The 24015-nt window shown below is 48.7% G+C and carries 19 protein-coding genes; all 19 read right to left on the minus strand.

The window, feature by feature from the left end; all coding sequences use genetic code 11:
• Positions 1 to 726, minus strand: a 726-nt coding sequence (locus ABL924_RS12300; protein WP_349027387.1) for a hypothetical protein, incomplete at its 3' end; no start/stop codon positions are given.
• Positions 723 to 2741, minus strand: a complete 2019-nt coding sequence (locus ABL924_RS12305; protein WP_349027388.1) for an ATP-binding protein — start codon at positions 2739 to 2741, stop codon at positions 723 to 725. The genes ABL924_RS12305 and ABL924_RS12300, both read right to left, overlap by 4 nt.
• Positions 2734 to 4158 (minus strand): hypothetical protein, encoded by a 1425-nt coding sequence (locus ABL924_RS12310; RefSeq protein WP_349027389.1) that lies wholly within the window; start codon positions 4156 to 4158, stop codon positions 2734 to 2736. Before ABL924_RS12310 ends, ABL924_RS12305 begins: the two co-directional genes overlap by 8 nt.
• 2 nt (positions 4159 to 4160) lie before the next feature.
• The gene (locus ABL924_RS12315) at positions 4161 to 6419 is read right to left on the minus strand and encodes a phage tail protein (protein WP_349027390.1); all 2259 of its coding nucleotides are present in this window, start codon (positions 6417 to 6419) and stop codon (positions 4161 to 4163) included.
• Positions 6420 to 6421: 2 nt separating this feature from the next.
• A complete protein-coding gene (locus tag ABL924_RS12320; RefSeq protein WP_349027391.1) occupies positions 6422 to 8623 on the minus strand; it encodes a putative baseplate assembly protein in 2202 nt (733 codons plus the stop codon).
• Between the two features lie 6 nt (positions 8624 to 8629).
• Complete coding sequence (locus tag ABL924_RS12325) at positions 8630 to 9031, minus strand: GPW/gp25 family protein (protein ID WP_349027392.1); 402 nt, start codon at positions 9029 to 9031, stop codon at positions 8630 to 8632.
• A complete protein-coding gene (locus tag ABL924_RS12330; RefSeq protein WP_349027393.1) occupies positions 9028 to 10836 on the minus strand; it encodes a hypothetical protein in 1809 nt (602 codons plus the stop codon). Before ABL924_RS12330 ends, ABL924_RS12325 begins: the two co-directional genes overlap by 4 nt.
• Positions 10830 to 11492 carry a phage baseplate assembly protein V gene (locus ABL924_RS12335; protein WP_349027394.1) on the minus strand — a complete coding sequence of 221 codons (663 nt, stop codon included), beginning with the start codon at positions 11490 to 11492 and terminating at the stop codon, positions 10830 to 10832. The genes ABL924_RS12330 and ABL924_RS12335 overlap by 7 nt, the downstream gene beginning before the upstream one ends.
• Positions 11489 to 12574 (minus strand): contractile injection system protein, VgrG/Pvc8 family, encoded by a 1086-nt coding sequence (locus ABL924_RS12340; protein WP_349027395.1) that lies wholly within the window; start codon positions 12572 to 12574, stop codon positions 11489 to 11491. Before ABL924_RS12340 ends, ABL924_RS12335 begins: the two co-directional genes overlap by 4 nt.
• A gap of 165 nt (positions 12575 to 12739) precedes the next feature.
• Complete coding sequence (locus tag ABL924_RS12345; RefSeq protein WP_349027396.1) at positions 12740 to 14179, minus strand: hypothetical protein; 1440 nt, start codon at positions 14177 to 14179, stop codon at positions 12740 to 12742.
• 1 nt (position 14180) lies between these two features.
• Positions 14181 to 14690 carry a phage tail protein gene (locus tag ABL924_RS12350; protein ID WP_349027397.1) on the minus strand — a complete coding sequence of 170 codons (510 nt, stop codon included), beginning with the start codon at positions 14688 to 14690 and terminating at the stop codon, positions 14181 to 14183.
• Between the two features lie 3 nt (positions 14691 to 14693).
• Positions 14694 to 16700 carry a phage tail sheath C-terminal domain-containing protein gene (locus ABL924_RS12355; RefSeq protein ID WP_349027398.1) on the minus strand — a complete coding sequence of 669 codons (2007 nt, stop codon included), beginning with the start codon at positions 16698 to 16700 and terminating at the stop codon, positions 14694 to 14696.
• Positions 16701 to 16703: 3 nt separating this feature from the next.
• Entirely contained in the window at positions 16704 to 17165 is a 462-nt protein-coding gene (locus tag ABL924_RS12360; RefSeq protein ID WP_349027399.1) for a phage tail protein, read from the minus strand.
• Positions 17166 to 17177: 12 nt separating this feature from the next.
• Positions 17178 to 19031, minus strand: coding sequence for a phage tail sheath subtilisin-like domain-containing protein (locus tag ABL924_RS12365; RefSeq protein WP_349027400.1), 1854 nt, complete (start codon positions 19029 to 19031; stop codon positions 17178 to 17180).
• A 28-nt stretch (positions 19032 to 19059) separates the two neighbouring features.
• Positions 19060 to 19839, minus strand: a complete 780-nt coding sequence (locus ABL924_RS12370; protein WP_349027401.1) for a hypothetical protein — start codon at positions 19837 to 19839, stop codon at positions 19060 to 19062.
• Positions 19836 to 20435, minus strand: a complete 600-nt coding sequence (locus ABL924_RS12375) for a DUF4255 domain-containing protein (protein WP_349027402.1) — start codon at positions 20433 to 20435, stop codon at positions 19836 to 19838. The genes ABL924_RS12370 and ABL924_RS12375 overlap by 4 nt, the downstream gene beginning before the upstream one ends.
• Before the next feature lie 139 nt (positions 20436 to 20574).
• Positions 20575 to 20811, minus strand: a complete 237-nt coding sequence (locus tag ABL924_RS12380) for a hypothetical protein (RefSeq protein WP_349027403.1) — start codon at positions 20809 to 20811, stop codon at positions 20575 to 20577.
• A gap of 221 nt (positions 20812 to 21032) precedes the next feature.
• Positions 21033 to 22538 (minus strand): sigma-54 dependent transcriptional regulator, encoded by a 1506-nt coding sequence (locus ABL924_RS12385; protein ID WP_349027404.1) that lies wholly within the window; start codon positions 22536 to 22538, stop codon positions 21033 to 21035.
• A gap of 416 nt (positions 22539 to 22954) precedes the next feature.
• Positions 22955 to 23539, minus strand: a complete 585-nt coding sequence (locus ABL924_RS12390) for a SpvB/TcaC N-terminal domain-containing protein (protein ID WP_349027405.1) — start codon at positions 23537 to 23539, stop codon at positions 22955 to 22957.
• Positions 23540 to 24015 lie beyond the last annotated feature (476 nt).

Genomic DNA, 24015 nt, shown 5'->3' on the forward strand with positions numbered 1-24015 from the left:
TGTACCGTTAAAGATGGCATCTGCCATCCCCGTCACCACTATCGTGTCGTTGTTTTTGAACGTGTGGCCCGACAATCCAGAAATGGTGACAGAATTAGCGGTTCGAGCGGCCTTTCCTCTTCCTATAGTTAATGTTTTTATTTGAAGATAACTGATGGAGGTATCGGTAACTAGATTAATCGTGAATGTGCCGTTGAAACTAAAATCCGCCATATCCATGACCGTAATCACGTCATTGACAAGGAATGGGTGACCGGCTACATTTGATATTTTAACTATGCTAGTTGTTCGAACAGCCTGTTTATCTCCTATTTTTACACGATCTTTGTCCTGGTCGTCTGCATCGAGAGAAGATGCTACCGTTGAAGCCCGCGAAGTGGCGGTATTTACCGTGGCGTTTGCCAGAACAAGGGCATTTTGCGCAGTATCAACAGCAGCTTCAATCTCAATAATCTCAGCCTGTTTGGTGCGAGTGTCAGTAATAGTTTTGGCTAATTCTAACTCAAGCGCATGTACATCCGCCGGGTTTGCTTCAGCCATATCAGCATGGTTCTTTTTATTTTGCGTCACTAGCGCCGCTAATTCTTGGTTTGCTTTAGTCAAATTGGCACGCTGGGTAGCCAGTTCAGTCTGCGACAAGGTCAGCTTAACCCGCGCATCTGAGAGTTCCTTGTCAGCCTGGTTTTTTTGGTCGATCCAGTAAGCAAGCAGTGTGGTAATGTTCATGTGTAATTCCTCTCTGACTGATAGTTTCTTTTATCGCTGACGGAACCCGGAAATGCCCGTCCGGACTTAACGTATTCGCGCCATATGGCATGGATAAAATGGTCTTGATTAATGATCCCGCCATTACCGGCGGCCAAAAATCCGGCCGCTGTAGCTGCATTGCGGATAAAGGCACCCACGACAGGATAAATCGCCGCGAGTTCTTGTAGATTGACATCTATCGCCAAAGGGGCGCTAGTCGGCACATGCACTTTCCATAGTGCCAAGCGCTCTCCACTGTCCGGCACATCGAAGTCAATAGCAAATTCCAGACGCCGGATGAAGGCCTGATCGATATTTTGCCGCAAATTAGAGGCCAGAATCGTTAGACCCTCAAAACGCTCCAAGCGTGAAAGCAGATAAGCCGTCTCAAGATTAGCGTAACGATCATGTGCATCCGACACTTCAGTACGCTTGCCAAACAGCGCATCAGCTTCATCAAAGAAAAGCACAGCCTGAGCGCGTTCAGCCGTCTCGAAAATAGCCGCGAGATTCTTTTCAGTCTCGCCAATCCATTTGGAAACTACCCGTGAAATGTCCACGCACAGCAAATCCACCGAAAGTGCATGCGCTAACACCTCAGCGGCAAGGGTCTTGCCCGTTCCTGGTTGGCCAGCAAAAAGCATACGCACCCCACGTGCCCCCGTTCGCCCTTTAAGAAAACCCCATTCATCCAGCACTTTGTTCTGCAAAAGGAGACGGCTGCAAGCTTCACGTAACAGCGCAAGACGATCTTCAGGCAGTACCAAATCGTCCCAAGTTGCCGTTGGAGTGATAAGTTTAACGCCACTGGTAAGTGAGAGCCCTGCACGCGCCCGAATGATTGCAGACACATCCTCCATTGCTGCGGGTCGCGATTCCATCTTATTTAAGGCTTCTAAATCAAGAGCGACCGAAGCCGCCACAGAAGGCTCCAGGTTATAGCGAGCGGCAAGAAAAGTGCTTTCGTCGGACAGTGTTGGCAATACGGCACACCATAATCGACGGCGGGCAGCGGAACTCAGACGATCTAAGGTTACCGTGATTAACGGTCTTGTACTGTTGATTTGTAGGCTACCGATGCGGGCACACAGTACAATCGGGCCAGGATAATTTAGGAATTGTGGTGCTTCGGTAACACCTGACCCTTCGGAAACCGTAATCCGCATTACGGGTATACTGCCGCGCGTTAAAGTATGCACCCCGATCAGTTGCTCCAATACGTTGTCCAAATGCTGGGGTATGGCAAAACCTGTGGGTTCATACCCAGCATGGGACGCTAGCGCCAAGGCGCGTTGAAAAGCAGCGTCTTCCGTGTCACCCATAACCAGTACGGTGAATGCTTCACGGCGCACCATAGCAGTAACCGCCCGCATAACGGAGGGAGAAGCCAACCACTCCTCCAAACCAGCCAAAGTGATAGGTGCAACAACACGCGGTACGCTACTTGGCCAGAAATCAATACCGGCCAACACCGGCCATAAACCTGTAGCCAGCTCCAGAGAACGCTCAAAATAGGGTGTATCACCCGTTACGAGCAAAACACCGCTAGCCACAACCAGGCTTGTTTCCAGCAGTTCGCGAAAGACAAACCGATCCTGTGCCGTTTCACAAAATAATTGCGCTGCAAGGCCAATAGTCGGGCGAGGTTCACCGCGTGGATGTAAGGCACGAAAGACAGCAGCGAAACCTTCATGCTCTTCTGGCATACCTGCCAACAAACACAATTCGGTTTCGATGCGTGACAAAGCCAGGGCATCAACTAAGCGATCGATCGGATGGAGCGAGTCTTTTGGGCGACGACTTAAGGGATTATTATCCAAATTTTCAAGTGGCCAATCTTTCGCAATGGATGTAAAGGTAGAGTGCAAGAAACCGCGTCCATCGGTAGCTTGATTTGCTTCCGGCAATACGCGGTCAAGCAGAGCCTCCAAACGTCCTGCCAGAATGCCTGTTTCTACCGCCAAGCGTTGTGCTGCCAGAAGATGCTCACTCATAAACAAACCTCACGACAACACCCAGCCAAGACACATAACCAGGATCTACGTCCAAACCCACCCGACGGATTGTGGTAGAGACATCATTCTGCGACAAGCGCACCTCGACCCATCCTGGATCGGCAACAATTTCCGCAGCGCGATAACATACAAAAGTGAGTGGCTGCTTCTCTTCCATCAGATCTTTAAGGGCAACTTGGATGCGTTCCATAAATGAGCCAATAATCTCGGATTCTTTATCTGTAGGCAAAGCTTCATTTCGGCTTGGTGGAATAGCGTTAGGCAGCAATCCAGCGAATGCCAAGACCACAGGGTCGTCAGCTTCAGCTGGAACCAACGCTAACGCCAACTGATGCAGCACCCAACGGAACGGACGCTGAACACAGCAGGCCAAGATCTCCTCAGGTAGCCCCAGTTGCTCGATCAATTTCATCAAGAACAGCAAACCACCGAAGCGAGTCAAGGCACGATGGGTCACGGTCATCGGCAGATCGTCATTCAAAGGAGTATGTTGGTCGTATGCTTTGTCATCACGCAAAGAGGGGAACGGTATGACAGGCTGATGGAATGTCGCCGGATGCATAGCATCGCTCAATGCACTAACTAGCGCCCGGGCGCGAACAAATGAATGTAGTACGGCTGGATCTTGTTCAAGGGCGATTAGGGCAGCGAAAGCAAGGCGTACTTCCTGAGTGTCCATTAAAGCTTGTGGTGCGGCCTTCAGAATATGCGCCAATGCTGATGCCATCAACATGCGTTGTGCCTGAGAGATTACTTCCACGACTCCAGGAATAGCGGCCTCATCAATAATTACGCTAGAAACACCAGCGGCCTGCAATGCAGCATGTGCTAAAACTATCCATTGCCTAGAAGGAATCCTGCGCAACAGTGTTGAAAATACAGCAGTAGGCACATTAGTCGCGGCCAGTGCCTCAAATAACGGCACGATGAGTGTTGGCTGCTTAAGCAACACGGACACCAGTTCGGCGACAGCGCCACTTGCTGATGGCGAATTTGAAGCATACCATACGCGTGCCAGACGCCAAGCCCAAGCACGTTCAAACCGATCAGTGGCCACACCGATTGCCATATCAAATAGAGCATGAACAATAGAGTTATAATGCACTACATTAGGTATATATTCGCCGTTACGCGCCCGCAAGATGATATCGCTGAGCGCCAAACTCCAAGCTAACTCCAGCGAGGAGTCGGCTAATGAAAAACGCAGCCGTACGGGAATCTGCAAACTGCGAATACAAACCTCCTCATGTGGTGAGACGCCGGCCCGTTCCAAAGTATGCTCCAGGGTTTCATCAAGCATCGTGCGTAGGATACGATCAAGACGTTCACGTTGGCCTACCTGCGCCAGTGACAGATGGTATCGGGCATTTAGTAGGCGAATTCGCAACATTTCCATGGCTATCCCACCCTGCTATCCTTGCCCAATCGGCTGCCTTCCAAACGGGTGCCAGCACCGGGCCGACCAATAATTGATCCACGTCCCAAAAGCGACGAACCGGCTTGCAGCGTCGAAAAACCACCGGAACGACCAATAATTGATGTCAATCCCACATGCAGTCTTTGACCTACACGGATGCCGGCATCCACGGTGCAAATATCAACCAGCGTGTGAGCTGGCCGATGCACATCGAGAATATGACGCACAACATCGAGTTGCTCTGCCGAAAGCACTGCGGGAATGATGGCACTGAACCGATGGGCATGTGTGTCAAAAGCATCCTCTACCGATCCGCTTAAAGGATTGAAATCTTGCTGTGCGATTGCACCCCCTACTCGAAAGCCAGCACCCAAGATGGCACGCGACTCCGGCCCTCCAGGCTCACCCAAATTACCTAGACCTCGTAGGCGGAATTTCTCAATCAGAAATACTTGCGAACCTGTGTAAATCTCCAAGAAACGTGTGATGCCAGGAACCGTACCACGAAAACGGAACAACCAAGCCGCTTGTGCAAGAATAGCGCGTTGTACTGGCACAGGCCAACGCTCGTCCAGCACCAGCCCCACAAAGCCAGCCAGCCAATCGAGCACCTCTGCGTGTGTGGCAGCTGGATCAAGGAGTACATGGCGCGTCGTCGCTGGCCCATCCAGTTCATTCATGAATCCATCAAAAATAGCAAGATAGCGATGCAAAAATGATGGCGGTTGCTCATTCTGTGAAAATACTTTAGAGGGCAGCTGTTGCAGTTCCTCTTGCCCTGAGTCTTGCAAACCCAGAAGTGATAAAAGTTGTTCCTCACGCGAAAATATTTTGGGTAACCGCCGCAAATAATTATGTGCTGGATACTCCGCACGCAAAGACCTCAGCTTCGGAGTGAAACGGGTATTGCCGGTCAATTCCAGTGCCACCCACAAGTAGCGCCCAGGACTTGTAAGAATGGGGGCTTCATAGGTCTGAAATAAATCGTTTTGAGCATAGGGGGTAAAAGGCAGTTCACGGCCTGCTTCACGTCGATGTAGTAACCAATTGATGTTAGCGGGCACCAGAGACAAAGGCAGCATGGGCGGCGATAAATCAGGACGAAAAATCGTCGCTTCTGTCACGTTGTCCGGCAATCGACGCGGCAGGGTTTCTTCATCTTCAGGAGGATCATCTGTAGCCACGCAAGCCACACGAATATTTGTGTCCTGAGGAATGCATGCATCTAAAAACAAACGTCCCCAAACTGTCCGGAATTCACCACTATCAAGCTGATAAGTAATCACACGACCACTTAGCTTATAACGCACACGCGCTGCAACGGCATGGCGAAAACCATGACTGGTGAAAAAACCGATGCGGTCGTCCGGCGTACGCACTATACCCTGCCCGTCATAGTCACGCGCCTTCAGCGGCGGCATTTCTTCGATAGTGGTCGTACCAATTCGGAATTGCAAAAAATCCTGATTAGGACGACGAGCTATGACTAAGATCGGCCCAGGTAGAAACTCGATGTCGGAAGCAAAAGCAAAATCATCTGCCAAATCATATACTTCGAAAATTTTTGGGCGCGTGTAGCAGACTACGTGGGCTGTTTTGGTACACGCGTTATCAAGCACAAAGATTTCACCTTCCGGTGACACAGCCACGCGTGAAGGATTTTTTACATCTGCTGGCAATTGCAGCGGCCTTGGCTTCTTATACGTCTCCAGTTCCACAAGTGCAGCAGGTGCAGCTAATACGGCAATAACGGTATTCCCCTTGACCTCCAAATCTAAAGGGTGACCTGATACAAATATACTGTGCAGTAGCCGACGATTCCAGAGATCGAATATCAAAATTCGCTTTGCGGCAGATTCGGCGATATATAGCCGGTTATCAAAGTCAACAGCAAGTCCACGCGGCTCCTGAAGGGCAGAATCTGGAACAGCGACCGAATGGAAATCGCCGGAAAGCTGAGGCGATGTCGCAGTAAACAAATCGAATGGTTCGGCAGGTTCGGACGTGTCCCAAAGTTGTCGTTCCACCCGACCCTGTTCGGGAAAGCTGTGATAAAGACGGCATTGCTGATCGAAGGCAAGACCAGCAGCATTTTGTTGCTGGGGACATTCCACATTTGGCACTGTATCCTTTACAATTGCCAACTGTACCACGCCAGCCTCAATGGCTGTATCTTCGTGGAAGGCACGCAACCATTGGTCTTCAGTCTGCATTAGGGCGAATGGGCGAGGCACAGACACGGTCAGCACTCCTGGCGTATGGTCGGAATAGGCACTGGCGTTTTGCCAGGAGGAGGCACAATAGTCTGGCCAGCTGGTAGCGGTGTCCCTTCCACAACAGTGATCTCGGTAAGTTCTGGAACTTCATAAATCGCAAGTAACACTGTGCCTTGGGTCCAAACTTGGGTCTGTTCATTGAACCCGATAACCTCAAGCCCTTCCAGAAACTCCACACCTTCGACTTGCAATGCCGCCGCCTCAAGTTCCGGCCCATGTACCCTACGTCCAAGTGGCCAACCTTGCCCAGTAGGCCCATAAGGCGGCAACGGCGCAAGATATTGGCGCAAAACCAGCTCCACCCACTGCCGGACGGCTTCCACACCGAAGCCAGGCTTGACATGCACGCCCACGGATACGGCCACCTTATGGTAGGTCGGTGGAATGACATACAACTCCGTGGTCACCAACCGACGTTGATCGAGGTACGCACATACATCACGAAGCAGGTTACGATCTGGTAACGGTGCATTAGGATGACTCGGATCGTCTTTCGGCCACACGACGACACTCACAACACCTGCCCGCTCGGTAGTACGTGTAGGTGGATAGAAACGTGGCAAGCACTCAGCACGACCAATATTAGCACCTGGAGTCGCCAGTGCCAGTTCCTGAAAGTCACCCGATGTTACAGTGCGATCATGGCGACGTAACTCCCCCGGTATACGGACAAGCGCCGCATCAATGGTTTCCGAATCTCCTCCACCATATGCACGTAGCGGGTTCTGTACATCCTTGACTGCGAAATCAGAAATCTTATTAATCGCCTTAGATGGCACATTCCCCGCCGAGCCTCCACCATAACGATATTCCAAGGCACGAATGCGCTGCCCGATTTGTGGACAATAGCCCTGGATACCGTTACCAAAACGTACTTCACCAGCTTCTAAATCGACGATGAAATGGCGGTCATCCGGTGTACTCGCAAAAAATCCATCCACTGTTTTCCAAGGCACAAACCGATTACCTTCCTCCACCTCAATAACCAAGCTTTCTTCCAATACAGGGCGATGGACGAGTTTAAAACGTTGATTAGCCTGCGCGTTCCCGACCCCTAAAAATTCAGCTACGGCACGGGTGGTTTGCACCACTTCCGTGGCGTTTATCCCAATAAATTGCATTTTCCCGATTCGACTTTTATTTAGCCGAAAGGCTCTAATCCAAAACAGTATTTTATTCTCAGTCTCATCGTCCAATAATGGGGGAAACTGACCGGTGCCACGCTTATCAATATCAATATCTGGAGAATTAAAATTACCCAGAATAGGTGTAACACCATCCTGTTCCACTAAGGCATTAGGCAAACGCAACCGTACTATCCCTTCCTGATTAAGACCACGCGTGGTATCACCCACTACGGTTAATTTGAGATATGTAGGTTGCCCTGTATTTTTATCAATTTTTCCGGTGGATGCCTGCCATTCTACGGCAGGATCATTAGGGGCAACCCTCGCCCCAGGACAGACTATGACTTCATCAATGCTAGGAACAATAAGATCAGGTATAAATCCAATATTGAGTACGGCCTTACCCAAGTCCTTTTTATTTTTCTGAATTTCTACATCCTTGTCCTTGGTACTAAGTACTGCCATCCATAACATCCCGTCTACCGTTGCACTAAAGTCAACGGGTAACCCACCACCATCGGGAGGCACAATCTCATTGTGATAATAGACAGGCTTTTGATCAACAGGCAACGGCCCAATGGCATCCAGGGCCCGCACCGCAAAATCGTATCCCTCGGGATCTTGAACCTTATCTGGTGTAGGACTACTAATACGTCCTACTGCTGTGAGCTTAACAGGATAAGCTTTTACCTCGGTTACCGTTTCGAATTGGAGATTACCAGCCTTAGCTGCCGCTCCTTGTGGCACTAATAAACCTTGTGGCACATCTGCAGACATGGTTATTAGCGCACGCGCGGCCACCGCAGGGCGCAAAGGCACTTGGAGCAGCCGCAGAAAGGCGAGTTTGGTTGCTTCAGGTATCTGGTTGAAGCGAAACAGAAGATTCTCACCCAGGAAAGAAAAAAGCTCTATTAAGGTGATACCGGGATCGCTGGCATTGTGGTCAGTCCACTCTGGTGTATACACAGGAATGCGGCGCACCAACTCATCCCGCAATTGCTGGTAAGAACGATCATCAAGGATAGGATTAGGGATAGGCATAGGTCGTCATTCCAAATAAAATGGATATACGAGGTTGTCTTTACTACCATCAACCAAGTGTACATAAGTGATCTGAATTAGCGCCAGTGATGGATCGTCACCGGGTTCCACGCTCACCTCCGTTGTACGAATACGCGGTTCGAATGAAGACAATGCGAATTCAACGTCGTTTTTTATTAACGTACGAGTGGCCGGTGTATTTGGTTTCATCAAGTAGCGATGTAACCCACAACCGAATGTGGGGCGCATAATGCGCTCGCCGGGCTCAGTTTCTAGGATGATCAGGATCGATTGACGCACCTTCTCTACACCGGTTGTGTATCTTAATTTCCTGCTGAGTGGGTCAGGTGTAATGGGGAAGTTCCAGCCACTGCCTAGCCTATCGTTGACAAAGGTTGGGCGAGTCATAAATACTCCCCCGTTGTTGGCAGGAATTTCTCATGTTTCCACTGACTCAAGCGATGGGGTATGTAGTGCAGTCCACCAATTAAATCGAGGCCACCACCCGCATCCTTCCCTGCAGTTTTTTTAGATGCTGTATCATATGCTTGCCCTAAGGTAACCAAAGGCGCATTAGAATATTCATCAAGGCTACTCCGTATTTTATCCTTATCTTGACTAATCAAATTGGCGATTTTTTCGGATAGGTCACCCGCCAACTTGCCGTGAAGCGTGCCGGCATTCCAATGATTAATAAAACTCTCAAATGATGACGCGTCGACATCTACTTCAAATGCGGCATCTACATTAAGTTTTGGTGGAATAAGGTCTAATTCGGCCTGTAAGGCGCCATCAAGTTGAATGCTGGGTGGAATACAAAATTTCAGGGCCAACAGGAACCACAGATTAAAAATAAACACCACCAGTGGCAGGAACAGATTTAGGACGAATAAAGCTATGATAGTAATCAGAGGGATCGCAAAAAAACAAATCGATTCACCCCCCATATTGCCACCAGTCAAAGATTTATCCTTAGTCTCCGGTTGTAGTGATTGTGGTTGTATAAAACGCACTGGCGAATATTTACCTAATGGCCTGGCTGCCACTTGAGCAGCCAGTTCTGACAAATCGGGCATTTGAATGGTTACCGGCCGATTTGCAGTGCCAACCAGATCGAAATGTGGGGCAAGACGGTATTGTTCTGTGGTGTGGCTCCATATTAAACTGCCATCACAATCCGGCGACTCTACATTGAGCCCTTTGCGGGGGCAATGGCAATCGTGGCGGCGGAAGAAACAGGAAATCTCGTATGTAGATCTATCATCAAAACGGGCTTCGCCTTTGGCCGTAACCTGGAATGCTGAAGTGGGAATCACAGCATAATACATGGCGCGTCCATGCGCATCATGGGCGGGGTTGGATATGTCTGCGTGCAGCCGATGCAGTGGAAACCAAGCTTCAAGCAATATTTCCGGCGTATCCTCAACTTCCTGCCATGAGCCAATACCATCGTGTTCACTTGAAACCCAGCCCTCCTTAAAAGCCCGTACGCCGTTCTCCTGCTGCCAAACAGCAAGTGCATTTCTTTTTTCGGTCACAAGCCGTACCGATTTATCCCGTTCAGCAACGAATGTTCCTTTAGATTTCATCTCGGCAATTCGAGAAGCACGCTTCTTGGCGGCATTAGGGCGTAGCGGCGTAGTTTGATCAAAATCACCCAGTTTAGCTTGGGCTGCCATCAATTCACGCAGCAGTGCAAGTGCTTCTGGACGAGACTCCACAGGATAATCAAGCCGTCTACGTCGTACAACAAAACCTGCTTGGCAAACTTCTTTGTCGGGCACGGCCGGAAATCCAGCTATATCACAATGCAGTTCACACACAATCAGGTAATGTCTTCCGTGGCTAGGAAGGAATAGTTTACGTACTCCAGTACCAACCAACTGGGCTTTCATTAAATTGGCAAATGAATCTCCACGTTTCCAAGGCGTCTTGTCAGCCTTTAATGGAAACAGTCCAGCCAATTTATTAACAAACTGACCAGGATTAGCAGCAATCAAGCTGACCGTATAAATTTGATCATCACCGTCAAAGGCCACCCTCCGCTGCGCATCTTTGAGAAATTCGTTGATAAAATTATCGCTAGCGAATTTCTGAATACTGGGTGCTGTACCACGGCCTGAACTGGGCACACCTGCTTTATCCCAATGGAACCAAGGTGCCGTTATAGTCCAAGGGTGACCACAATCTTGCTTTTGCGTTGTACTTACCATACGTTTCCAGCTCCTGGTGTGTATAACGGAGACACCACAGATTGTGTAATCAATGTGGTACAGCGTACTGTGCCATCGCAACTCACCATCGGTGCATGCACATTGACTGCACTGGCAGTAATCTCCACGGTCAAGTTGGCGTTAATGCGTATCTGACCTGCAATTGTCATTACAATCTCACAACCATTAGAATGTGTAAGACTGATTTCCTGGGTGCCATCGTCTAGCACCAATTGATGACCGTTGATCGTTGAAACCGTGATTTTGACTGCACCCTCAGTATCATCGAACTCCAATAAACTACCGGAACGTGTTTTGATAAGCCGCTTGTTGTTAGAAGCAATAGGGGCTTCTGGAAGACTTTCCTTGCCGTTCCAACAGGAACCGACAATATAAGGCCGTCTTGGATTACCGGCCTCGAATGCGACTACGACCTGGGTATCAACAGAAGGCAAAAATTCGAAACCCTGATTATCGTCTGCGAAAGGCGTGATCAGTGTGGCCCAGCTACGAACAGTATCCCCATCCTCACCTAATGATGGGAATTTCACCTGAATTCGACCCAAGTTATCAGGGTCAACGATGTCGGTGACAATGGCGGGGTACAAACCAAAATACAACGGACCACTTCCATCTGGGCGAAAGGAACTAATCATGATCCCCCCTGCACGGTTGGACGTTCAGCCACAAACCGTGTTCGATATCCGTATATCAAATCATAGGTATGCAACACACGTATAACGTAATAACCCCCGCCATCGAATGGATGGCCAATGCGTTGGAGGGTGAGCTTGCTGCCGACGATCATATCTGGGGTACCACGGGTGATACCCACTGCAGTAACAAAGGAGCGAGCCCGACGCAGCATCTCGGCGCGTGCCCAGGCGCGTGCCTCGCCATCCACTAGGGGTATTTCCCGTACACGGAATGATACGCGCTCACCAAAAGCCTGCTCAAGAATAGACGGCCCCGTGCGGCCTCCAGAAATTTCAGCATCAATAGTATTAGAGCCTGCCTCTTCTTCAATTCGGTCACGCTCTTGGGCATCGTAACCGCTAAATTTTACCTTGGTGCGCTGATGAGCCAAATCGGCACGAACTTCAATTTCAATCAGCTCATTACCTCGAACCAGTGTCAGTTCCGTAGCAGTGCGCTTGGTTCTGGTCATGAAGTAAATCTTGTCATCCTGGAACCAGATTTCAGCCTGGATAAGCCTCGCACGTTCTCGCAGGAATGCGAGATCACTGACATTCCATTGCTGTACGACATCATACGTAGGCCCGTCGGCATCAGTTTCAGCCAGTATGCCGTGCTCGGTTGCAATCGCCTGCACTATGTCCGCGTCACTCATATTCTCAAAACTCTTCATGTGGCGTGTCATCCGTAAACGCATCAGGCGATCCTCCGCAAACACCGTCACTTCTGGTTGTTCGCCTTCGTGAAAACGGGACTCCAGAGCACTGATATAACCTTCAAAGACTGTGCGCTGATTATCGACTGGCCCCATCGCCACCTTTAATTTTTTGCCGAAATCGAGAATAGCCCCGTCTAGATAGAGTTGTACCTCTTGTTCAACACCCTGGCGAGGGCCATGGCCTACCAATCGAGCTGAAAGGGTTTTTAAACCAGAAGTCGTTTCTTCCACTTCCAGGCGTAAGAGGTCACGGGCCAGCTCACCTTTAACAATGCCGTCTACCTGGATTACCGGTAGTACACGTACGGATAAGGCTTCAGTCATCGAATTCCTCCGCAGCCGTGCGGCAACGGTCACGCATCCAACATGAATAAGCCTCGCGCGTCTTCTCGATTATTTCCCAGGCCTTTGCCTCCCGTGAACCACTGCCGGACAACGGTTCCGGTTCAGGAATCACCTCAGTGGTAAGTTGATCGACATTGACCGCCATTACCGACCCCCTACATGGTGACAGCGCCCCAAACAACCACAGGGGAATTTTTTCTGCATCCGTTTATTGTCGATGCTTACGTGGTCACGATTAGGCAGCGCGATCCAAGGTGAAACCGTGGGATTATTCGAGGCAGGAGGCAATCCGTCACCTATCTGTTGACGTAATGAAACGCTACCTGATAACGAATCTGCTCGCCTCATAGTGGCTTCACTAATTATTGGGCGCAGCGGCACACCAAAACCGAAGGAAGTAGATCGAGTATCGGAACGTGGAGGCAAAGGCGCCGATGCCGTAACCTGCTGTCGTGAAAGAGACGGCAAGCCAGAAATAGTAAGACGAGGACGTGACTGATCCGGCAATGCAGGTTTGGTCAATGCTCTAGGAGATGGCGGGGCGGTCGTTGTGGTTGTGACTGTGGCTACCTGAGAGGTAGCGAATGCCTGCCGCGTCTTCTGCACAGCGGTCTGGCTGTTCACAATCCGAACCGTTTCGAGTGCTGCATTCAATCCTCCACCCGCAGAGAGTGAAAAACCTGCCGCAAGCTCTGCACCGACACCGATACCTGCCACAGCGCTGATACCTGCATTCGCTTCAAGTCCGAATGACGCTTCCAATGAGGCACTCACACCAGCTTCCACACCAAGGGTTACACCAATACCCGCGCTGGCATTTAATCCAGCATTGAAACCAACCTCTGCACCTGCTTGAAGTGATAAGTCGCCGTTCAATCCCCCTGAGATGTCAGTAGAAAGTCCGCGCCAGGCAGCCGGATCGAGACCGGCACGTGCCGAAAACTCCGGTAGACTCTCGCCACCAAGAGCTACACCTACCTGTGCATTAACACCGGCCGAAATACCTAATCCACCGGAAATACCAATACCACCTGATATGCCGACCCCCCCAGAGATCCCAAATGATCCTGCTGCAGCTCCCAGCGGGCTCGGCGCATTGCTTTGTTGATTTCCTTTTGCAAATTGAAGGTTTGCATCTTGCCCTTTAATAGATAAGTTTACCTTGGCGCGTAGCGGTGTCCCATTTGTTGCGAAATGATCCAAATCAACATTTACCCCATCCACTACACCATCAATAAAAAAACTCCCCCACTGGAAACGGAGCCTAGGTGGCTTTCCATCAACTTCGTTTGGGTTTTTTGGGAGTGTAAACCGTTCAACTTGTTTTGTCTTTTCACGTACTGATCGAGGGTTATCAGTAGTTCCTTCATCAGACGTGTCAAATACTAGTTCAAGGGTAAGTATAGTAGTTCCAGACCCGAGAGATTGCCTTACTTGTGAACCCTTGGTGGGGTCGACCTTCGTAGTAGATATCTGAAGTTTGAGAGAAGTTGGGTTGAACTGCACCTCGAAATGCGGAGAAATTTCATCCGGCTTTGTGGCGTCGTTGATCTCTACAATATAGGCTTTCTCTAGTTTTGACATACTAAATTCTCACTAATCGTAACCCTTCATGGGCAATATGCAATTCTTCGATCGCAATCTCACCCGTCTTGGCGTTCAGCTCAGGCCCTCGTATCTTGGCCGGCAAACCCCGATCGAATACCCATGTAGCCACTATGTTTTCACCTACATCCATAACTTGGATGATTCCATCGTATCGAGAAATAGGACGGATTCCGGCTACGACACTTTGGATCCATTCCCATAATTCTCGATTCACCTCTGATCCAGCACCAAAGAACATGCCACGCTTAAGTATTAAGGGGCTGTACTTGGCACGCCCAGCGCGTCGTATGACGCCGTCGTTGCGGCCACCTTCCTGATAGTCCTGAATATCCATTTCAACTTCGAGACCACTGCACTCCTGAAAACCACCATCCCCAAGTGAGGTTCCACTTGGGGAATTGTTCGGAGCCTGGGAGCCGGACTCAACTGCAGGGCTCTTGCGAAGCTTGATCTGAAACCGAAAGGAACGAAGCATCTGGTTAGGCATCCGTTACCCCCTAGCCTCGGTTACCGTCAGGGTTCCATCACCATCGCGAGAAAGACGCATTATAATAAATTCTAGCGGTTCAGATGGTGCCACCCCAATTTCAACTAACACCTGACCCAGATCCGCAATTCGCGGCGGGTTATTTTCTTCATCGCAGTGGACAAAAAACGATTCGTCTTCTGTGGCACCACGAAAGGCGCCTGCAGTAAAGAGTTGGCGTAGATACGCCCTGAGCAATTGCCGTAACTCGGAGCGCAAAGCGGAGTTATTAGGCTCAAATACAGCCCATTGCATTTGTTGCTCCAAGGTCCGCCGGAGTAACACTAGCAACCTCCTAACACTCAGTTGCCGATAATCTGGGTCACTACTGAGTGTACGGGCAGCAGTAAGCCGAACGCCATCACGCTCTAACAAGAAGACATTGATGCCTAACGGATGTAATTCATCATGTTGTTTTGGCGATATTGCTTCACGCACGTCGAGCACTTGAGCAGTAATTACATTTGCCGGGCCATGAGGAACGCCAAAGGAGTTCTCAACCTGCGCAATGATGCCTGCTGCAGGGGCTGAAGGCGGTAAGGGTATGCGCGTGTTACGCTTATCGTCCTGCCGAACAACAAATAACCAGGGATGATAGCCCGCAGCGTACGAAGATTGAAAACGTGTACGCCAGTTAATTATACGACGTTGCGTTAAGCCAGGAGGCACATCCAATAAAACCACAAAAGAACGTAGTTGTTCCGCGAAATCCACAACCCGTGCCTGCAACGCTGTGATGCGTTCCAAATCCTCTGGGAGAGCCGGATTGAGCCGCAGATTAACCAGATCTGCAAGAGGCGGTTCAGTCTCCTCCCTCTGTGTTGGCAAATCAAAGCAACGAGTAAAAGTAGGGCCTACTAGAGAAATAGGTGGGTAAAGCTTACGTGGTTCCGTGAGCGGAAACGGCGAATACAAATCCGGTACTACCAACAACGACAGGTCAGTTAGCTGCGATAAAGCGTGAATGCCATTACCAGGCTCTTCATCACCTAACGTCCATTTACGGTCAAAAAAGTCATCCGGCGTAATATCGGGATAGCGATCATTACCTCCGCTAAATAGCTTTGATGCAGGAGGATCGGCAAGTGTTTCATCATCAGGCCTAAACGCTGAATTTCTCCAAGCGTTATCTGGGTAGACCAAGGTGGATTCTTTGGCCAGAATTGCAGCTATCCAACGCGGGTGTGACGGAGAAAGCCCTAAGCGTTCGTAACGCTCAAAACGTCCGACACTATCATCAATATTCATCACTACTTCCACTATGTCTATCGTTATTGGTACCGAAGTGGCTGCGTGATCAAAAATGACGGTCAAAACTGAGCCGGTTTTTTGGGACGGTCTAAGTTGGATTGTATCCGCGACGAAGCGAAATTCGTGAAACCCGCTATCATAATTAAGCCTCAGCAAAGCTCCTGGCGCTAAATCGATTCCATAGGACAATTCCAATCCAGTAAGAGATGCAAAGATCGGATCGTAGAGCAATTGGCGCTTAGTAAAACTCAAACCCGCATGCAGAAAATTGCCCCAGCCGCCTACATTGCGTGCTTGCAATTGCAGTACCTCTCCGGCTGTCGAAGTTACACCCGGAACGATGCCAAAAGCCACTCCTGAATTGTTTATTGCCGAGTTAGCATTTGAATCAAATCTATAGTCATGCACGATACGGGCGATATAAGCGCGACGACCACCCTGCTCAAAAAACGAAGCAACAGAGTAGGGCATCAGGCCAGGCCCTTCAAATCCACCGTAAAGTTGTCGATATTCATCAAAACTTTCGACTGCAACCGCAAGGGTACGTCGAGGGGTTAAATCGGGAGAACCGTCAATAGGTATATTTGCCGGTCCGCGCGGTGCAACACCAACGAAGGCGCAAACATCCATACGCACACCACCGATTGCACGGATCGGGTTAAATGGATAAGGATAAACTCCTGGTGCTCCCAAAGGAGGAACGCGCGCTATAGATACCATGGCTTATTTATATTCGATGCCTTCATGAACGAAATGCAATTCCTCCATCGCCACTTCCCCGCCACCTTTAGCGGCAAGCGTGGGGCCACTCCATTTCTTTGGCTGGGCATTGCGCAATGCCCAGGTAGCAACTGGCTGTCGAGCTTCATCAAACAATGTGATGGTAACCTGTCGTGGGTCAGCTGTACCGTCGCGAACCCCTTTTAGCCAAGCAAAAAGGTCGTCCGAGCCGACCAACCCACGCTTAAGTGTTAAGTCATCGAGTTTGTGGGTATTAGGGACTTTGCGTCCCGTATTAAATTTCTCGTTACCGTTGCGGTATTCGGAATAGTTCACTTCCATACCCAACCCGCTGACATCCGAAAAACCACCAATGACGGTTCCCTCGCCACCGTCACCCTGCGCCCCTCCAAGTGATACAAGGTAATTGAAAGCCCCGTAAGGGTTATTACGAAATATTGGCATGATTTTCTCCTGTTAAATCTTGGTGTCTGCCGTAAACTGGCCAATGCGGAAGATTACGAACTCCGCCGGCTTGGTCGGTGCTACACCGATCAAGCAGATCAGCCTGCCACTGTCAATATCGTTCTGTGTCATCGTGGTACGATCGCAACGTACGAAGTAAGCCTGTTCAGGCTTATCACCAAGCAATGCACCATCACGCCACAATACCAATAAGAAGTCCTCTACAGCTTGCCTAATATTTGCCCATAATCTCTGATTGTTGGGCTCGAAGACCGCAAATTGTGTACTCTTGTCAATAGAGTGTTCGATGTAAATGAATAACCGTCGTACGTTGACATATTTCCATTCTGGGTCGGAGCTCATAGTTCGTGCCCCCCAAACACGGTTACCTCTTCCCTCGAAAAAACGCAGGGCGTTGATGCCTTCTGGATTGATCACGTCTTGACGTGCCTTATTGATATTGATTTCGAACTTGGTCAAACCCCGCATTACTTCATTGGCGGGTGCCTTATGTACACCTCGTTCAATATCACTGCGTGCATAGATACCCGCCACAAAGCCGCAAGGTGGCAGCTTCATGCGTCGCGGTGGAGCTCCTTGTGCGGGTCGTTCCAGCGGGTCTAAAACCTCGATCCAAGGATGATAAATTGCACCGTATTTACTATCAAATTTGCCACGAAACTTGCGAATCTCATTCAGGGATGCATTCTCAGGGCCATCTACAATTGCGATACGGTATTTTAACTTCTCTGCGTGGCTCAATAAGCTATCAGTTGCTTCTATGCGTTGATCTTCATCGTAAGAACCTGCATCCGGTAAAGCAACAATCGCAATATCATCAATCTCGCCTAATGCTTCTAATCCAGTAGCTTTTATTTCTGCGTGATCTGGGTCAGATTCCTTACCTTTAAGCTCGTCTGGTCTGGCTAACTCGCCGTCTGTTCCTCCAGTCAGTCTCGAGGATTTTCCTGGGTTATCGGTGCTACGCAATGAGGCCATCAGTTTAGCAGCCATAAATGCAGGAACAGCATCCGCTGAACCACTTGGATCGTAGTCAAGGTATACAACAGCATTTTCATCTTCAGGATCTTCGGCTTGTAAAATCTTGCCGATATAGCGTTTTTGCGTCGGATCTCCCGCGAGCCCATCATAGACATCAATCCGATCGGACGTTGCCGTAACCACGACCTGCAACTCACAGATAAGAACCGAATCTGTTTCTGCCAGCGCAGGTTCAGCACCAGTACTGTCGATAAAAGTTTGCTTATTGGTAACAGGATCAACTTTTATCACGCGCAGCTTTGTTATGTCGAGTGGGCTATTTGCTTTAGGGATCTCAATCCCTGCAGCTAATACTTCAACTACAGCGCCAGGCTTGCCACTCCGTACTTGAATGCCAAACACGCTATCTTTTATTGCGACATTTCCGCTACGGACGATTCTGGTTTCAACAAACACATTGCCGTATTCTCCTGGCCAACGTGCTTTCCACGTAGCGGAGATATCACTTACAGAAACAGAATGTTGCGCTTGTCCAGGAGCTGTGATTTTAGAAATCACGCGCGAAATATATAGTCGTTTACCACCATTCTCGAAAAAAGCGCGTGCCGCATGCGCCACAAAACAAGTACGTTCATCAATTCTCGTCGGCGTTCTAAGTGGCTCGAGACCTCCATAGACACGCTCGAACTCAGTAAAGCTAGTTATTAACCTAGGTGTAGAGGTGGTCGGTCCACTCGGATATTGAACAGGCCCATAACGCGTCATCCCCGCAAACCCTGTAGTACTGGTGGGAACGCCTTCAATCGTCTTGGATCGAAAACTGACTTCCTCAATATATACGCCTGGTGCTAAATATTCGGGCATAAGAGCCTCCTATTTCGTTAAATGAGATTCATAAGATGGTAAAAATTTGTCCGCTAATAATCTTGCCAAAGATAATGTTGACGACCTGCATGGTACTGGCGGTGTAATCTGTTGGATGGCTTTTACCTTCGGAAACGGGGTCTGGATTACCCGGAAGTGCAGTTTGTTCAATTGGGAGATCCCAAAGGGGGTCGATTTTGAATCGCTCGGCGTTAGATGAAACCGGCGGGACTGCAGGTCCTAGTACCGTGATTTCTATTTGAAGCGGTGGATTGAGATCCCCAACTGGACTGGCCTCCGAGCCAATGAGGAGCAAAAATTCTCCTCTATCATCCCCATGAGCGCGACCCACCAAACGACCGGCTCCAGGTAATCGTGCTTCAATTCGAGCCCATCGCATGGGCTGGCCTCCTCGCAATACAAGCCCGCGCAATCCAGTAGAGTTGGAGGTTACATCGTAGGCAGCGCCTGGAAACATCAATGGGCGGCGTATGCGATGTGTTTGGGGACGGGATTCGGCTATCGTGCGGGTCAGAATCGGAATACGCAGTCGCCGGGGTACATATCGCCGTGCTTCGTCGAAGAAACGTAAATCCACTGGACTGACTAATTTAGGGTGGTAAAGCAGTACATGCAAGCCGGTGAGATGGTGATCTATGGGCGGACGTGGCAGGTGCAGCGGCGCAGAATCGAAAATAACTTCGACCCGATGCGGGGCACGAAGCCGGAGTTCGGCATCGACAGGCTCAAGGCCAAGGGCTAAACGCTTGACGTTCTCGGAAAATCGGCTGGGAAGAAACTCATTCATAGCGTTGGCTCCGGTACGATTCCTGTTATCAAAGTTGTAACAAACCCATCTGGTGAGGCCACCCGGCTATCGATTCGTATGATACGTGCTATATATGGCACACTTAAACGATAGTCGGTTGGGAGAGAATCAAAGGTTCGCATTACAGCCTCGGTCGAGATATCTTCAAGAACCAATTGTACAGATTCGTTAGGAGCCCACTCAGTGTTTGGGGCGAGCAGCGGGCCGTTCAATATCGGCATCGTTTCTATAGCCTGCATGGCCCGCCCTAGTATGCGGTACTCGAATTCAGCATTATCGGCCCATGCGGTTATAAGTAAGTGGAGATCAAGTGCGAGATGCCCAAGCCCGTCTTGGCTTCCGATCGCAGACCATGCCGCTCGCATCGTCTTGTTGAAATCTACCCTGTAAAGAAAAATCGAAAGCGCGGGCGAACCGATATTTGTACTGACGTTACCCGGCTCAAAATCAGTTGTGCGTACCAGCACCGCCCGAGTCCGTAGTTGCCCAGGGATTGGTTGCTCCTCAGCAAAAGCCGTATTCAGTAACCTTTCAATGCTTTTGCCTGCCCCAGCAATGCCCGCAAATCCAGCCATTATTTTTATCCAGCCTATCTAATGATGTTGTTATAAGACGAATCCGATCACTCCTGCTACCGAACAATAATTGAGTATTACTCCAAACCATTCATAGTAAGACTACTGTCAGAACCGTCGTTTATTTTTTAGACAACCTCTACATTTCTTCAACTTTATCTATCGGAACAATAAGAAATTTCTTCACGCCTTCCACTTGCACCACAACGAAAGCATCTTCTTGCTTCCCACTGTCCGAGAGATCGACTACCTTTCCATCCAGGACTTTATTCTCATAGAGATCCTTCACTACTTCTTGCGGATCTGGGAAGTAAATATCGGATACCCTGAACTTCACGCGTCGGTTTCTCAAATAAGCAAAACTATTACTATCCACATGACAAACTTAATTTTATAAATGAATATTTTATAGATAAAGCATAAAGCGCGCCGTTTCGGTGAAATATTGTCACTTTTAAATAACACATTGATATAATTAGACTTCACTGGGCTTGAGATTTTGCTGACACGCATTTCATGGCGCAAAACCGGAAAAAATTTTCCGGGTGTGGAAAATGTTTTCCGGAAAAACTTTTCTGGTTTTAGTTAAACTTGATATCAGTGGCCTAGATGATGTTTCCTAAGCTTGTTGAAGATAGTACGGGGGGTAATTCCGAGAAGATTAGCGGTATCTGTTTGGTTACCATGGGCATGATGCAGTGCAGATTCGAGTATCAGGCGCTCACAGTATTCTAGGGCATGGGTGAGATCCCATCCGTTCGAATCCAACCATTGGAAAAGGGCGTTAAGTGCCAGGGGCGATGGTTGACTCGCGTCGAGTACGTTCTGGATATCACAACAAAGTGCTGACTTCGTTTGGCATTCATGTTGCTCACACAACTGTTGCCAAATCTCGACAGGCAAATCACACAATCCAAGTGGTGTGTCATCCTGTTTGTTCACTAATGCGCGGCGCACAAGGTTTTCTAATTCTCTTGCGTTTCCTGGAAATTTTAAGTTCGCCACCGCGTCTAAAAAGCCCTGTTCTACCGAAAGTGTGACTGATGGTGAAAGGGTGCGGTATTTTGTCAGAAAGTGCTCGACTAACGGCTTTATATCTGCAACCCTTTCCCGTAGGGGACACAAGTAAATAGAGAGCACATTGAGCCGATGGAATAAATCAACCCGGAACTCCCTTTGTTCCATTTCCATTTCCAGGTCGCGGTTGGTGGCGGCAATAATTCGAAAGTCAACAGAAACCTCCTGGTCATCACCTACGATCAGGACGCGATTTTCTTGAAGCACCCGCAACAGCTTCGCTTGCAGGTCGCCACTTAACTCACCGATCTCGTCGAGAAAAAGCACCCCTCCATCAGCAGAACAAATGAGCCCTCTCCGATCCCGATCGGCACCGGTGAACGCCCCCCGCTTGTGGCCGAACAATTCGCTCTCAGCAACGCCCGAACATATAGCCCCACAGTTGACCGCAACGAATGGACCATCTCTGCGTTTCGGGTCTAACCGGTGAATGGCACGAGCTATGAGTTCCTTTCCTGTTCCCGACCCCCCCGTGATTAAAACAGATAAATCGCTCAGCGGGCTGATCTTGAGGACTTGCCGGAAGATAGTCAACATGGCCTCGCTTTCTCCTACAATGCCGAAGGAATTCATGAGACCCTTGATTTTCTTTACTTCCTTCTGCTCGCTCACATTTAACCTCAACATACGCATGAGTAAGTTTTGCAAATCTTTGGCAAAATCATTTTTGCCACTGTCAAGCAGACGTGCAGAGCCAGCCAAAAAAACGCGGGAACGCACGCCTAGTGGCCAAGTATCAATTCCTTGTTCATGAGCGATAACGGAAAATCCAAGACTTTTGAGGCGGCGAATAACGTTTAAAGCGAGGGTATCTTCAGTTGGGCACGTTTCTAATGCGACAATGGCAAGCCAACAAGTATGGGAAAATTCCAGGTTATCAAAAGCAGTCAGTCCATCTATCAAAAAGGTTCTAGCACCACATGCCGATAAAACGCGTCGAATATTTTTCAGTCGAGGACTTTGATGCTCCCAAATAGCCACCGTCCATTCGGAATTTAATGGGGTGAGGGCAGTTTCATTTGGCATTAGCTACTTCTATCATTCGCGGTCCCACCACAGCCGCAAGTTCAGCAAAGCTGCTTGTTTGATTGGAAGGAGATTGAGTTTTATTCTCACATGAGTCGGTTCTCATAATTTCTTCCCCATAAACCCTTAGATTCAGTTGCAAACTGAGTCAATTAGTATAACAACACTGAGAAAATTGCTTCAGTACATAATTTTTTGCATTCGCATGCCTAGGAAGAAAACAACTGCAAAAGTTGGTAACTTATTATTAAGCCGTTTTTTTCACGCCTCCAAGCAAACAGTTGTCGTAATTTTCTGTTTTTTGGGATGTGCCAAGCATTTTATCTTCCTGCTTATATTCATAGAGAATCGCATTGCCTTTGTTGTCAAAGGATTCACATATATGTCAGGTAAAGATATTGGTGTTATCGGCCGGATCAAAAATACGAGCTTTTTCGGTTTTTTTCGTAAAAAGTCGTGATATTGTCTTTTGAGATTGTGCGGCAGTGGCTTTCTCCTGAAGTTTTGTTCAGCCATCTTTCGATACGGGTAAATAAGCCTTCTATGCGTGGGCGATATTGGTAAATGGTGAAATCGGGATCGCTGGCTTCACCAAACTTTGGTTTTAGGTTTGCATCTAAAACTGGAATTAAGTCCCCTGAAAGGATGAATACGTCAGATTTTTCAGCATCATTGTAACTGGGCATGCCTTTATCGGTTTTGCGGGTAATAGAGGGGATCGATTGATTCCAGCCTAAACCAAATGCACCGTTGCCAGCACCTGAATCGTAAGATAGTGAAAGCTGGGAGGCAAAGCCAGAACGGCCTGGACCGGTGGCTGTGGGAACTGACATCGAACCCAAACCGATGACCGCATTAGCGGTAAATTTTTCACCAATGCCATGAATAACTCCGCCGCCTTTGGGCAATGAAATGCTACTCGACGATGCTAAATCGCTTTTTTGACAGCTTGCCACTTGAGCATTACTTCTTTCCCTCTGTTGTTGGCTTCCCTTATCCATTCTACCCCCTAATTAGTAGAATTTTTGAATGGAATTATCAGCCGATCAAACTGGACTGTTGTTGAATATTTTCGAGTATTTACGTTTTTGTAGCATTAAAATAATTCTTGGTCAACGATAATTCACCAAGGTACAGTAGGTTACTTATTTCGTCTTTTAATTTTTCTTTAGCTGTTCGTTTAGAAATCATTCTTGTGGGAAGTTTAAAGTAATTTAAACCTGAATTCTGTGAAAAATTACCTTGAAAATATATCCAAAAAGATATTCATTAGCCCAGAAATTCAAAGTTCTCTTTCTACGCTTCAAACTTGAATTTATTGAATGTCTGTAATACTGTTCTTGAACGTCAGCTATCAGAAACCATGAATGGCTGTATATGGCCGATCTTACCAAAGTGGTTGATATGAGCCACAGTCTCCTTTGGAGAAGCCCAGGTATCTTATATATGTAATTGATACTATTGATTTATTATCATT

This window comes from Methyloglobulus sp., assembly GCF_040079455.1.
Taxonomy (GTDB): Bacteria; Pseudomonadota; Gammaproteobacteria; order Methylococcales; family Methylomonadaceae; genus Methyloglobulus.